The organism is Gluconobacter frateurii, from assembly GCF_002723955.1.
Lineage (GTDB): Bacteria > Pseudomonadota > Alphaproteobacteria > Acetobacterales > Acetobacteraceae > Gluconobacter > Gluconobacter frateurii.
The window spans coordinates 1-13,882 of sequence record NZ_BEWN01000004.1 but is presented as its reverse complement, the minus strand read 5'-3'; the positions used below and the strand labels follow the sequence as shown (position 1 = coordinate 13,882).

10 protein-coding genes and 1 tRNA gene are annotated in these 13,882 nt (G+C 52.9%); 4 read left to right on the top strand and 7 right to left on the bottom strand.

The window, feature by feature from the left end:
- Positions 1–29: 29 nt before the first annotated feature.
- Together ffh and GFR01_RS10865 are read right to left on the bottom strand one after the other, a co-directional pair.
- Entirely contained in the window at positions 30–1,445 is a 1,416-nt protein-coding gene (ffh, locus tag GFR01_RS10870) for a signal recognition particle protein (RefSeq protein ID WP_099182513.1), read from the bottom strand.
- Positions 1,446–1,575: 130 nt separating this feature from the next.
- Positions 1,576–2,097 (bottom strand): Spy/CpxP family protein refolding chaperone, encoded by a 522-nt coding sequence (locus GFR01_RS10865; protein ID WP_244902268.1) that lies wholly within the window; start codon positions 2,095–2,097, stop codon positions 1,576–1,578.
- 236 nt (positions 2,098–2,333) lie between these two features.
- On the opposite strand from GFR01_RS10865, the gene GFR01_RS10860 reads away from it, so the two are divergent.
- Positions 2,334–2,423, top strand: a tRNA-Ser gene (locus GFR01_RS10860).
- A 192-nt stretch (positions 2,424–2,615) separates the two neighbouring features.
- Here the strand turns inward: GFR01_RS10860 and GFR01_RS10855 are convergent.
- The 4 genes from GFR01_RS10855 to metX form a co-directional block, all read right to left on the bottom strand.
- Entirely contained in the window at positions 2,616–3,308 is a 693-nt protein-coding gene (locus GFR01_RS10855) for a TIGR00266 family protein (RefSeq protein WP_244902267.1), read from the bottom strand.
- Between the two features lie 101 nt (positions 3,309–3,409).
- Positions 3,410–4,714 (bottom strand): DEAD/DEAH box helicase, encoded by a 1,305-nt coding sequence (locus GFR01_RS10850; RefSeq protein ID WP_063905551.1) that lies wholly within the window; start codon positions 4,712–4,714, stop codon positions 3,410–3,412.
- Positions 4,715–5,173: 459 nt separating this feature from the next.
- Positions 5,174–5,773 (bottom strand): methionine biosynthesis protein MetW, encoded by a 600-nt coding sequence (gene metW, locus GFR01_RS10845; RefSeq protein WP_063905550.1) that lies wholly within the window; start codon positions 5,771–5,773, stop codon positions 5,174–5,176.
- Entirely contained in the window at positions 5,773–6,966 is a 1,194-nt protein-coding gene (gene metX / locus GFR01_RS10840; protein ID WP_063905549.1) for a homoserine O-acetyltransferase MetX, read from the bottom strand. The genes metW and metX overlap by 1 nt, the downstream gene beginning before the upstream one ends.
- A 129-nt stretch (positions 6,967–7,095) precedes the next feature.
- On the opposite strand from metX, the gene GFR01_RS10835 reads away from it, so the two are divergent.
- Positions 7,096–10,839 (top strand): glycoside hydrolase family 99-like domain-containing protein, encoded by a 3,744-nt coding sequence (locus GFR01_RS10835; protein ID WP_099182511.1) that lies wholly within the window; start codon positions 7,096–7,098, stop codon positions 10,837–10,839.
- A 715-nt stretch (positions 10,840–11,554) separates the two neighbouring features.
- Here the strand turns inward: GFR01_RS10835 and GFR01_RS16190 are convergent.
- Positions 11,555–11,881, bottom strand: a complete 327-nt coding sequence (locus GFR01_RS16190) for a DUF1348 family protein (RefSeq protein WP_099182510.1) — start codon at positions 11,879–11,881, stop codon at positions 11,555–11,557.
- Positions 11,882–11,920: 39 nt separating this feature from the next.
- Between GFR01_RS16190 and GFR01_RS10825 the strand changes: the two genes are divergently transcribed.
- The gene (locus GFR01_RS10825; RefSeq protein ID WP_240284391.1) at positions 11,921–12,052 is read left to right on the top strand and encodes a winged helix-turn-helix transcriptional regulator; all 132 of its coding nucleotides are present in this window, start codon (positions 11,921–11,923) and stop codon (positions 12,050–12,052) included.
- A 529-nt stretch (positions 12,053–12,581) separates the two neighbouring features.
- Positions 12,582–13,070, top strand: a complete 489-nt coding sequence (locus GFR01_RS16185) for a type VI secretion system baseplate subunit TssG (protein WP_099182508.1) — start codon at positions 12,582–12,584, stop codon at positions 13,068–13,070.
- Positions 13,071–13,882: the final 812 nt, after the last annotated feature.

Sequence of the window (13,882 nt, the reverse complement as noted above, 5' to 3'; positions counted from 1 at the left end):
GAAGGACAAACTTGAAAACTTGAGACTGATCAGGCGAAAGGCGGGCGGCCACCTGGCTTGCCCATGCCCTTCATCATATCAGCCAGACCACCTGCCCCACTCATGCCACGCATCAGGCCACCAAGGCCCATTTTGCTGATGCGCTTCATCATTGTGGACATGTCGTCAAACTGCTTGAGCAGACGGTTCACTTCCTGAACCGTCGTTCCGGAACCCGCGGCAATCCGCTTCTTGCGGGATGCCTTGATGATTCCCGGCGTCTTGCGTTCCTGCTGGGTCATCGAGGAAATGATGGCCTTGTGACGCTTGAAGATCGAGGTGTCGATCTCCTTGTCACCCAGCATATCCTTGATCTTACCCATACCCGGAAGCATGCCGAGAATACCCGAGATTGATCCCATGCGGTTGATCTGGTTGATCTGGGAGACATAGTCATCCAGATCAAACTTGCCAGCGAGCATCTTCTTGGCGACGCGCTCGCCTTCCTCGTGGTCGAGCGTCTCGGCCGCACGTTCCACGAGGCCAGCCACGTCACCCAGACCGAGAATACGGCCGGCCACGCGTTCCGGATGGAATTCTTCGAGGGCTTCCAGCTTTTCACCAGAGCCGGTCAGCTTGATCGGCGCCCCCGTGATGGCCTTCATGGACAGAGCCGCACCACCACGTGCGTCACCATCCATACGGCTCATGACGACGCCGGTGATGCCAACAGCCTCATTAAAGGACTTGGCCGTATTGACCGCGTCCTGACCCGTCATGGCATCCACGACCAGCAGCGTTTCAGCCGGGTTCGTGACAGCGCGAATCTGACGCACCTCGTCCATCAGGGCTTCGTCGATGGAAAGACGGCCTGCAGTATCGAGGATAACGACGTCGTAGCCTTCACGGCGCCCTGTATCGAGCGCGCGCTTGGCGATCTCTACTGGCGACTGTCCGGCAACAATCGGAAGGGCAGTGACACGCTTCGTGATGGCATTGACGCGCTCTGCCAACTGCTGAAGCTGGAGCTGAGCAGCCGGACGATAGACGTCCAGACTGGCGAGAAGAACCTTCTTGCCTTCACGCTGCGACAGGCGCAGGGCAATCTTGCCGGATGTCGTGGTTTTACCCGAACCCTGCAAACCGACCATCAGCACAGGAACAGGCGGCACAGCAGCGAGGTTCAGTGGAACTGCACCTGCACCGCCCAGCGCATCAATCAGGGCATCGTTGACGATCTTCGCAACGGCCTGACCTGGAGACACGCTTTCGAGCACTTCATGCCCGACAGACCGTTCGCGTACCTTGTTGACGAAATCACGCACCACTGGCAGCGCAACGTCAGCTTCCAGCATAGCCAGACGGACTTCGCGCATTGCCTCGGTGACATCACCCTCAGTAAGCTTTCCATTCTTGGAAAGTCCTTCGAGGACACCGGACATCTTGCCTGAGAGTTGATCGAACAACGGGCCACCTTACAGCAAACAGAAACACGCCACTGCGCGAGCCTTCGCGATGTGGCGTGTCCGAAAACAAGACCGCTCTATCGCCTTGAGACGCTGACGTCAAGCAATAGAGCGGGGTTCAGTCAGGAAATCAGGGAGCCGGCGGTGGGCCATCTTCCGGCGGGTGACCCATAATGGCATCCAACTGCTCATGAAGCGAACGGATTTTCTCCATCGTGGCATTCGCCTGACGACGCTGGTCAGGCGTCAGCACATCGTGGAGCTTTTCCTGCGTTGCAAGACGCGCCTGTGCTTCCTGCGTATGCAGCTCACTCTCCTGACGTGTCAGGTCTGTAAGCAGAGACCGATTGAGATCCCCTTCAGCGGACAGCTCTGTGCGGATCTTGTCACGGAGGGCCTTCAGCTTTTCATGCTGAGCCTTCATATCCTCATGCGCCTGCTTGAAGATCGTATGGACCTGCGCCTTCTGCGCATCCGTCAAGGTGATACCAGGTGGAAACGGAGGCGGCATATCGCCAGGACCGTGGTCACCATGCATTCCCGCATGTGGCGGAGCCGGCTGACCCGGATAGGCCTGAGCCAGAAGCGGCGCAGCCAGAAGCCCGACAGACGCAGCGACAGGAAGAAAAGCAAAAAGACGAAAGGCCGTCATGGATGTCATATCCTTGAGGGTTGTCGGAGACGGAAGCGCACTCCCGCTTCCCTGACAATCAAGATGACACGTTCCTTGTTACAAAACTCCCCCACTCCTGTTTCGAAACGTAAACCTCGTAGGGGTATGTAACTCATAACACCCCTTGACGTCCTTTCCTCCTCATTGCATGAAGCGCCCACATCCTGAAAACAGGATACGACTCTGCTCCTTTTTCATATTTAGAGCAGATGTCAGGAGAGGTGGCCGAGTGGTTTAAGGCAGCGGTCTTGAAAACCGCCGTGCGTGGAAGCGTACCGTGGGTTCGAATCCCACCCTCTCCGCCACTTTACTGCAACAGCACCAAATAGAATTTAATCTCTACGGGCTCACTTCGGGTAAAACTCGCCCTTAAAAGGCCTTGCTTGAGCAGCGCTTGGAAGCAATCCGTTGCTTCCTGCATCAGTCCCCTCACACGATAAGATCTTAACCATCCTGATCTGCAAATATGCGAACAGGATGCGAAGAGCCTTGGGTCACTACTCCCCGCGGGTGCCCAGGTAAGGCATCAATGCGTGCGCCAGCCCAGAAGGCGTCATGGTTTGAAGCCATATCCTCCCCGGCCCGGTGAGACGCGCCATGAAAAATCCGTCTCCGCCGAAAAGTTTGTTCCGAAGTCCCGGGATCACGGTGATATCGAATTGCACGCTTTCTTCGAACATACCGACATGACCGGGATGAACGTCGATCTGCTCGCCCGGAGCCAGATCGTGCGTGATGACCTCTCCACCCAGAGAACACCAGAACCGGCCGGTGCCCGAAAGCTTCTGTAATCGGAAGCCGTCCCCGCCAAAGACACCCGCGCCCAAATTTCGCTGGAAAGCCAGTTCCATCCGAACGTCTTCCGTACCGGCGATAAAACCATGCCGGTGCACGAGGTAAGCCTTACCCCGCAGATCATGTTCAGTAATGTGACCTGGAATTTTTGACGTGAAGGCGATCAGACCCGGCTGAGAATGCGCCGTAAATCGGGTCATAAATAACCCTCCCCCGGCTAGCGCCCGGGTGACGACACCAAACAGGCCACTTTGTCCTGCCCCACTTGTAACAGTCTGCATGGAGATGTGAGAGCTTTTCCAGGCAAACTCTCCTGTCTCTGCCAGAATGCTTTCTCCAGCATCCAGAAGAATGCGGAGCACCGGCATGACGGTACCGCTGATATCACTTTGCATAAAAAAACTCCGCCCGACAATCGAACGGAGTCTAATCGATCTTTACAGAAGAAACAGGATTCAGAACGAATTATCGCCCAAAACCTGCATCTCTCAAAAAGTCAGCGATGCCCTGCAGAACGCGCGCCACCACGACGTCCCGCAGCTCCACGAGCTGCCGCCGGCGGCCCGGAACGACGGCGGCCACCGCCACCATTTCCACCACCGCGCTGACCGCCGCCACGTCCGCCACCAAGAACCGGAGGACGCATTGTGGAATTCTGGGCCGCATCAGAATGATAAGGATGATCGGTTACGACCGGAATGGCCTTGTCGATCTTCTTTTCAATGTCCTTCAGCCATGCACGCTGCTCGGCATCGCAGAGCGACACGGCCCAGCCGTCACGTCCCGCACGAGCCGTACGGCCGATACGATGAACATAGGATTCAGGGACGTTCGGCAGATCGTAGTTGAAAACGTGGGATACGTCGTCGACATCGATACCACGTGCCGCAATATCCGTGGCGACGAGTACCTTGACCGTGCCGTTACGGAAACCCGACATGGCACGCTCACGAGCGCCCTGTGACTTGTTCCCGTGAATGGCCTCCGCGGTAATGCCGTTCTTGTTAAGGAACTCCGCAACCTTGTTCGCTTCATGCTTCATCAGCGTGAAGACGACAGCACGCACAACGTTTGAGCTCTCAACGAGCATCAGTGTCGCGTCTTTCTTCTTCTCTGACTCAACAAACATGACAGCCTGCCGGATCCGATCCACCGTGCTGGATTCAGGCGTAACCTGAACCGTCGCAGGGTTACTCAGCAGGGAGTGCGCCAGATCACTGATGGACTGCGGCATTGTTGCGGAGAACAGAACCGTCTGACGACGTGCCGGCAGAAGCGCCATGATGCGACGGATATCGCGGACGAAGCCCATATCCAGCATCCGGTCGGCTTCATCAAGCACCAGCACTTCGAGGGCCGACAGGTCAATATAACCCTGCCCCACCAAGTCCAGCAGTCGGCCCGGCGCTGCAACCAGCACATCAACGCCACGGCGGGTTGCCTCGATCTGACGCCCCTGCCCTACGCCACCGAAGACAACGGCATGAGACAGCTTCATGTGACGGGCATAAGCCCCGAAGCTTTCGTCAATCTGGGAGGCAAGCTCACGCGTCGGAGCCAGGACAAGCACACGAACCGTCTTCGGTGCGGGGGGACGACGGTTCCGCAGAAGATAGTCGAGGATCGGCAGGGCGAAAGCCGCTGTTTTTCCGGTACCTGTCTGAGCGAGACCTAAGAGATCCCGCCCTTCCAGCAGATGAGGAATAGCTCCGGCCTGGATAGGGGTCGGTGTCGTATATCCTTCTTCGGCAAGCGCCTTCTGGATTGGTTCGGCAAGATTGAGCTCTGCGAAACTGGTCATGGACCCCTCCTGAGGGATAACAAGGCCTGGCTCGCACAGCCCGGGTCGCACTTTTGGAGCACGAAAGGACGCCTGCTTTGAGCCTAGAGTTGATGAGAGACGTTCCTCAGCTGATGTCAGACAGCATCATAACCTGCCTGCCAGTCACAGAGACCGGCACACCTTGGCCACTTCATTTTTCCAAGAGGATCATGAAGCCTGATACCTGAGCGCCAAAACTAACCAGCACAACGAAGAAACCGTCAGCATCTCCCCGCGTTAATAACGGGAATATCTGCGGATTGATGTAGGGCACGTTCCCCCCTGCCGCAAGAGAAACGCCCCCTGGATTCACAAAAAATCATTATTATTTCACGCGTTTTGCAAAGCCGTGAATCATGAGCAGCAGAAGAATGCAGTAGGAGAAAAGAACGCTCTCCACACCTGTCAAAATGGAAAGTGCCTTCTTCAGGTGAAAGCTTACCCGCGACTGAGAAGAAAGAGAGCCTGCTCGCCAAACAGATTGGCAAATCGGATGGACCGCCTCCAGGGCGCCTTCAGTCCATCTTCGTCAACAGCAAGCCACTGCTGCACAACATACCCGTCTTCTTCACAAAGAGCGAGAAAATCCCTGATCGTGCAGGGATGAATATTCGGCGTGGAATACCAGGGCGTGCTCCAGACAGACGTCATGGGCATACGCCCTGTCGTCAGAAGCTGGAGCCGAAGCCTCCAATGACCGAAGTTCGGGAAAGAGACAATGGCATGACGTCCGATGCGAAGCATCTGCCGCAACACTTCCCGTGGACGCTCCACTGCCTGCAACGTTCTCTGAAGAACAACATAATCGAAAGCATCATCCGGATAGTGAGCAAGATCGTGATCGGCATCACCGTGCATAACCGGCAGACCGTGAGCGACCGACTGGGTAACGCTCTGCATATCGATTTCGATCCCCCGAGCATCGCAGCCACGGGTGCGGTACAGATAGTCAATCAGAGTTCCGTCACCGCTACCGACATCCAGAACCCTGGCCTTCGCAGGGATCATCTCCGCAATCAAACGCTGATCAACGCGCATCAGAGTGTCTCCACCTTGGTCAGACCAGCATGTTCGGCTGCACCATTCAGGAACCCGCGCACCGTTCGATCCAGATCAGGTTCATCAAGCAGGAAAGCATCATGCCCACGATCGCTTTCAATTTCCACGAAAGAGACGTTGGCCCCGGCCTTGTTCAGAGCACGAACCAGAAGACGTGACTGAGAGGTCGGGAAGAGCCAGTCGGAGCTGAAGGACACCACGCAAAAACGTGTCTCACACTTTCCAAAGGGTGCTGACAGGTCACCGTCGTGTTCTGCAGCCAGATCAAAATAATCCATGGCCCGCGTGATGGTCAGATAGGAATTCGCATCAAACCGCCGCACGAATGTCGACCCCTGATGCCGGAGATAGCTCTCGACCTCAAACATTTCACCGAACAAAGACGGACTACTTGCGGCCGGAACAGCCGTGGCCGCTTCCTTGCGAACCCGACGCCCAAATTTACGACTGAGCGCCTCTTCAGACAGGTAGGTGATATGCGCCATCATGCGCGCAACCCCCAAGCCACGCGCCGGAATGGCGCCAAAATCGCGATAATGGCCATCATGCCAGTGAGGGTCCGCAAAAATCGCCTGACGGCTGACTTCGTTGAACGCAATATTCTGCGCGGAATGAAAGGGCGACGTCGCGATGGGAAGTGCTGCGAAAACCCGCTCTGGATGATCCGCAACCCATGTCAGCGCCTGCATCCCCCCCATTGATCCGCCAACCACCGCAAACAGGCGGTTAATTCCCAGATAATCCACCAAACGAACCTGAGACGCCACGATGTCGTGCATTGTGATGGGAGGGAACTCACTGTCCCACGCCTTGCCCGTCTCGGCACAGATCGATCGAGGGCCCGTCGAGCCCATACATCCACCCAGGACATTCGGGCAGATCACGAAGAAGCGGTCCGTATCAATGGGCAGGCCAGGACCGACCATACGGCTCCACCAGCCAGGCTTTCCCGTCAGGGGGTTGGGTTCCGCAAGGTACTGGTCACCGGTTAGCGCATGACAAACGAGAATAGCGTTATCGCGAGCGGCAGACAGCGTTCCGTAAGTACAGTATGCGACTTCCAGAGGGGCCAGATGTGCACCGCATTCCAGCGCCATCCCCTCTTCCAGACACATGGTTTGATGCGTGTAGACAGGACCTTCCTCAACGGAAGGAGACACACTGCGGTCCATCAGTTTCTACCTCAACTGCCTCCGGGGCGGACGGTATGACATTGTCCCGGCGACACAGCAAATTTCTTTCTCTATTGACGATAAATTAACGCACTTGAAATTTGTTAAGAAACAGTAAAAAAACCTCTCATGCCAGACGGTCTCGCAACCTGCGTTCGTTCCAGCCCCCCAGCTGCCTCTACGCGCCCCACAGTCCTGCAAATCCTCGGATATTCAGGGACCTTCGATGCTGCCTATTACCTGAAGACCAACCCTGATCTCAAAAATCTGGGCACAGCTGTCCTGCGGCATTATCATGAGTGTGGCTGGAAAGAGGGACGCAAACCCAATCCATTCTTTGATCCCCGCTGGTATTTGAGTCAGTACCGGGACGTTCTCGGCGATCCTTTGCTTCATTACGTTACGCATGGAGAAAAGGAAGGCCGTCGGCCAATCATGTGGTTTGATCCGTCCTGGTACACCCAGACTTACACCATTCCCGAAGGGATGCTGGCTCTCGCGCACTATCTGCTAAACCGTCATACTCAGACACTGCGCCCTATCGCGGAGTTCGATCCGGCTTTTTATCTGAAAACTTATCCAGACGTCGCCGCAGCAGGCATTGATCCCCTGGAACACTATATGATCCAGGGCTTTCGGGAGGCCAGACAGCCTTTTGAAGCGTTTGATCCCGTCTACTACCGCAAGAATTACCTACGTCACGAACCAGACAGCAACCCCCTGCTGCATTATCTGGAAAACAGGCACAAACCCAGCATCCATCCTGCAAGCCCGCAGGGGGAAGTAACGGTTTTTCGGGAAGTCCGTCGTCGCAGCGCCCCTGGCCCACTTTTCGAAAACACCCAACCTCTGCCAGAAAGTGCAATTCGCCGGGCACGCGTGCTCGCTTACTACCTGCCGCAATACCATGCTACGCCAGAAAACAATGCCTGGTGGGGCGATGGCTTTACGGAATGGACCAACACCTCCCGTGCCCTACCCCGGTTTGCTGACCATTATCAGCCGCGTATTCCCCGAGACCTCGGGCATTACACATTGACTTCTCCCGAGTTACTGGCCACGCAGGCCCGTATGGCCAAAGCCGCCGGGATTGAAGGCTTTGTCTTCTATTTCTACTGGTTCAATCGCAAGCGACTTCTCGATGGGCCGCTGGAGATGCTTCTGGCTAATCCGCACATTAACCTGCCGTTCTGTCTGATGTGGGCCAATGAAAACTGGAGCCGTCGATGGGACGGCTCTGACAACGACATTCTCATCGCGCAGGATTATCGCCCAGAAGACGATATTGCCCTGATCGATTGCTTCGCACGGCACATGCGTGATCCTCGCTACATCAAGGTGCAGGGGCGCCCCTTGCTGATGGTTTACAGGCCAGGAACAATTCCGGATGCTCCTCAGGCTTTTGAACGCTGGCGCCGGCTGTTCAGGAAACGGCATCACCTGAACCCGATCTTCGTCATGGGACAGGCTTTCAATGCAGAAAATCCGCGTGATTTCGGGGTGGATGGAGCGATCGAATTTCCACCCCATAAAGTTGTCTCGAATTGCAGCCTCATCAACGAACACGTTCAGCTCATGGACGAAGATTTCCGAGGCCAGATCTACGATTACTCGGACATTGTCGAGAATGCTCTCAAGCAGCCCCCGACCTCCTACCCTTTGATACGAACAGCCTCCCCATCCTGGGATAACGATGCACGCCGCCAGGGACAGGGACTGGTGCTCCATGGATCTACGCCGGAGCTCTATGAACGCTGGCTTACGGGGCTCGTCAATCAAGCCCAGAAAGAGCGGTTTTTTGGGGACCCGATTGTTTGCATCAATGCTTGGAACGAATGGGCGGAAGGAGCATATCTCGAACCCGATGTGCATTTCGGGAGCGCCTATCTGAATGCAACCGCCAGAGCATGTACGGGCTTTAAAAGCTCTTTGAACAGGGCCCGGCTTCTTCTGATCGGCCATGATGCCTTTCCCGCAGGAGCGCAAAGGCTTCTTCTTGAAACAGGCCGGACTCTTCGCAAATCTTTTGGAGTGGATATTCGCTTTATCCTTCTGGAAGGAGGCGCGATGATCGATGAATACAGAGGTGTTGCGCCTGTAGAGATTCTTTCCGTGACCTCTCCAGAGACGAGTAGACGCCTGGCCACACTGGAAAAAGAAGGTTTCCAGCAGGCTATTCTAAACAGCGCAGCATCTTCTGCCCTGGCACCCAAACTCGCGCAGGCTGAAATTGGCTACACGTTTCTAATCCACGAATTGCCGAATATCTTAAAAGCAAGAAATTTGGAGCACGCGACAAAAACGAGCTGCGATCTGGCACATTCAGTCGTGTTACCAGCACAAACTGTCGCTCAGCGCCTCGGGCTTGAAAACCATCCGAAACTGCAGATCCTGCCACAAGGCCTTTATCACCCCCCCACTCTTGAAGTCCGGGCACGACGCTCGTTTCGACAGCGACTGGGCCTGAGGGAAACGGATATTCTTGTGCTCGGTGCAGGCTACGCAGATATTCGGAAAGGCTTCGATCTTTTTCTTCAATTGTGGCGAACATCGCAGCACCAAGCACATTTCGTCTGGCTGGGAGGTATGGACACGAACCTTAAGGATGGCCTGCGCTCCGAACTGGATGTGGCGTTGAAATCAGGGAATTTTCACCTGCCTGGACATGTCAGAAACATGTCGGACTGGCTGTCCGCAGCAGACGTCTTCGTTCTGACATCCCGTGAAGATCCCTATCCGTCCGTTACTCTTGAAGCTGTTGGCGCTGGCCTGCCGTGCATTACCTTCAAAGACAATGGCGGTATTCCAGATTTTCTGGAAACCTTGAATTCGGAAGGCAGCCTCAAACACTCAATCGTGCCATTTGGTGACGTCAATGCAATGCTGAAAAGCGTTTTCGAACTTGGGAGCAAATCGAAAAAACAATTATTTCTTCAACGTAAAAAGATTGCACGAAAAATGCAGCGCAAGATTCATTTCAAACCTTACGTTGAGACTCTTCTGTATCGTGCCATCTCGCAACTACCGAAAATTTCCGTTGTCGTACCATCCTATAACTACGCCCGTTATCTCGAGAGTCGCCTGGTCTCTATTTTTACCCAAACACTCCCAGTGCTTGAGATTATTATTCTGGATGATGCCTCGACAGACAACAGCGTCGAGGTCGCTCAAAACACTGCCCATGAATGGCAGCGTGAAATACGCATAATTAAAGGACGTAAACCTTCTGGATCAGTCTTTCGCCAGTGGGAAAAAGGCTTGAAGGAAGCCCGTGGGGAATGGGTCTGGATTGCAGAAGCAGATGATTTGTCTGATCCACAATTTCTGGAAAAATTATTCGACGCCTTACAACAACATACTGATGCCACCATGGCGTTCAGCGATAGCAGATCAATTGATGCGAGTGGTGCTCCCCTCACCTCGTCCTATCGTAACTATTGCTCTGAAACTGCTGGGAGCATTCTAGATCATGATGGATATTTCCAGGGAAGAGATTTTCTGAAAGCATGCCTTTCAGAACGAAATCTCATACTAAATGTGAGTGGAGCTGTTTTCAGACGCGATCATATGCGGGCAGCCCTTTCAAGATGCCAGCAAGATCTCAGAACACTCAGCGTTGCAGGTGACTGGCGAATTTATCTTGAGCTTCTGGACCAGGATGAAACAGGTATTGTTTATGTTAAGGAAGCCTTGAATATCCATAGACGCCATACAAATTCAGCAACCTACCTTTTGAACAAGGGCCGACATGTCAATGAGATAAAATTTATGCACGGGATTATTTCGAGAAGAATGAAAATTTCCAGCCAAATAATGAAACAGCAGGAGATATACCAGAAGAAAATTATGAACCAATTTGATATTCAAGATTAATAATGATTGGAGTATTTTTTTAAAATAACAAATTTTCATCTGTTAATATTCTCAAAACGTACTAAATATATTTTTTGGCTTATACGAACAGGATGACTACTGCGAAACTTATATTTTCTTTCGAGGTATCTGATAAATTTTTCGGGTCTGTCTTGGTCTGGAATGCCTGTTTTAGTGCTTTTCCCCTCCAAAGAGTTTGTGCTGACAGTTAACAACTTATCCATAGATCTGTCAGAATTCATGGCATCATATAAGGTTACCAACGCGAAAATAAATTTATGTACAATTATTTACCTAACTCGCCAGGGGTATAGAAACCACGTATATGGCGGTTGATGTGGATAGCGGTATACAGAATAGGTAAAGCAAAGCAATATACGTTTTAAGAACGTTCGTATCATTATGACTGTCTTTGGCCTTATTTTTCCATCGGACAGATCACTCATCATTTGCACGCACCCGGTGGGCACCTCTAGGCCAGATGGTTCGTTCTCTAATGGGGAACACGAACATTCATGCCATTCTCAGACATGCCTAGAATGGAACAATTACCAATGTGGCCGGATGCTCCCGATGTGATTGGACATGCCAGGTAGGCTTGTGTGGTGAAAAAATGGCTCCCTGATTTGAGCCTACCGAAGTCAAATCCTTAAGGTGTGTCGTGTGGAGCGCACCACCGAAAACCCCGCTCTTTCGCTGAGATAGCGGGGCTTCGTTAAAGCGGTTGCAAAGGCATGCAACCAATGCATCCACCTACTTGTGAGCGGGCTCGTTGAACGTCTGGCAGCGGAGCCAAATGACTGAAACAGGGAAAGTTTTGGCCCACTGTCATGCGGCCATTCAAAGCCCAACACCCAATATCTGAAGGCCCGGATGAGAGTCCGGTTGCTTCCTCTGCGACCAACCAAAAAAGCCAGGCACCCACATCAATCAGCAGGTCATTGATCAAGGCACCGCAACGTGCCATCCGGCCGTTCTCGTCGAGCTCCCAGCGCTCGTTGCCAAAAGACCGGAACCACCCCCTCCTTGGCGGGTCACTCATACGCCAAACGCACAGTAAACCTTTCCCATCCGCAAGCACTTGCCTAATATTACGCGGACAACGCAGCTTCGCGAACTCTACCAAGATGGGTTCGTGTTGCGGACGGTTTACTCGGAAATTCCGCGAAAAGTGGAATACATTCTCAGTGTACAGGTGCGACGAGAATGTTGATGCGACTATGTTACGGTCTTCTTTCTTTATACCATGGGATTACCTTGAACCGATTTGACATGAAGGGGATCTCTAACCCTTCAACACATTAAGGCGATCAATGCGGGCAGAATGGGAATTCAGGCTGATGCGCTTTTGTAGGCTGTTTTATGGGCGCAACAACCGGAAGTCCGGAAAATGATAAAAATATTAACGATTATGTGGCGTTCCAATGCAGATTTCAGGACATTCGAAAGCTGCGGTTCCATCTTGGAAAGTTCTGTATGACTAGCAGTAGCCGTTGAAATTACGACAGTATGCTTGCCAGCATAAACGTAGGTGATTGACTGGGTGATGGGAGACCCGTTGGACGTCTAGTCTATGGTCAACTTAACGGTCAGACTCCCTCGCGGCAGGTCGGTATGAAACCTCCCGGAAATCTATCAGGGCCGTTTGCATCTGACCAATCTGACGATTAACAAACTCCTGAAGCCGTTCGACGCAGCCATGGCCATTTTCGAGCAAGTAGTGGGTAACTGTCCTCTTCCAGATGTCGTTCACTTTCGGATTAATAACACCTACCAGTGATATCATCAGCGTAGATGCTTTACCGGATGGAAAATTCAGGGTCGTGACAGGCTTTGGTGGCCTTACTGGCCATGACGGTATCCTCCCACGATTTTTTAGTGCCTTGATTGATGGACGTCGAGTTCGCTTGACCGGCCTGAGCGCTTTCCTTGATACGCTTGCACAGCGTCCAAGAATACCATTCGCAAAAGCTGGAACAAAATATACAGCACGAAGTATTAGAAACTCCGATACACCAGAGAATAGCGAGCAGCTTACCACCCGGGCAATTACTTGCTCTAATGGGATTTCCGAGCCGGAACGATGCTCTGCCCTCTCTTGGAGAGAACGGATAAGCTCCCCCGTCACAACCAATCAATTTTCCGGACACTGCACCACTGTCCCTGCGGATCAGCGGTCCTGCTTACCGAATGTAAACAAGGGCCGGCGCACAGATGTGGGACATGAATAGGCGTATCGAAATTTAGATCTGTCCCCTTACCTTGGAAAAGTATCGTCGCTTTTTGCTGCATGCTTCGGACCATGAACTTCTTATATGCTTGGCACGGACATTCATTGATGATGATGTCAAATGTATCGTGAGTTGGGAACTAATGAGGGAAGAAATTCCGCCGCTTTAGTATGGTTGCATCAAACTAAGCGCCGACAGTTGGCCTCCTCATCCTACCGCCCACACCAGAGATTCTGTTGATGCAATTAAATGTGTTGAACAATGTGGATAAATTATATGAAGCGATCAAAGAACCGCTGATTGAAGATCTTGGAATCTGATTTTAAGCCCCGCAGATGACGAATGCGGACTCTAAATGATGACTTTCGCTCTGCATATGGAGGAGGTATCGTGATCGGGTTTGCTACGCGGCGGCTCTGATCTTTTCGGAGGAAAGCAAGCGACGCATGTTGTAGACGATATTAGCCAGACCAGTCCTTCTGTATTTTTAATGCGTCAACAATACGCTCAACGCGGGATTGGGATGACGGACGCCCTGATATTGGACCGCTGGATATGCCGGGCCTAGGTTTGAGAGGCAGCTTTTTACTGTGGACCTTCGAGACAAAGCCATGCTTTTCTATGAGGGCTTCATTCGCTCGAAAGCGATAGGCTGTATTCGCCCAAACGCTCAATGCTGTGTGGCTCCCGCATAGCGACCTTTGTAGATTGCGCTGACAGGCTGTTTTTCCAACCCTCAAAAAATACGCCTTCCACGACGATCCACTTTTTTCATCATTGGTAGTGCGATGCTTGAGCGGCCGAGTTCTATA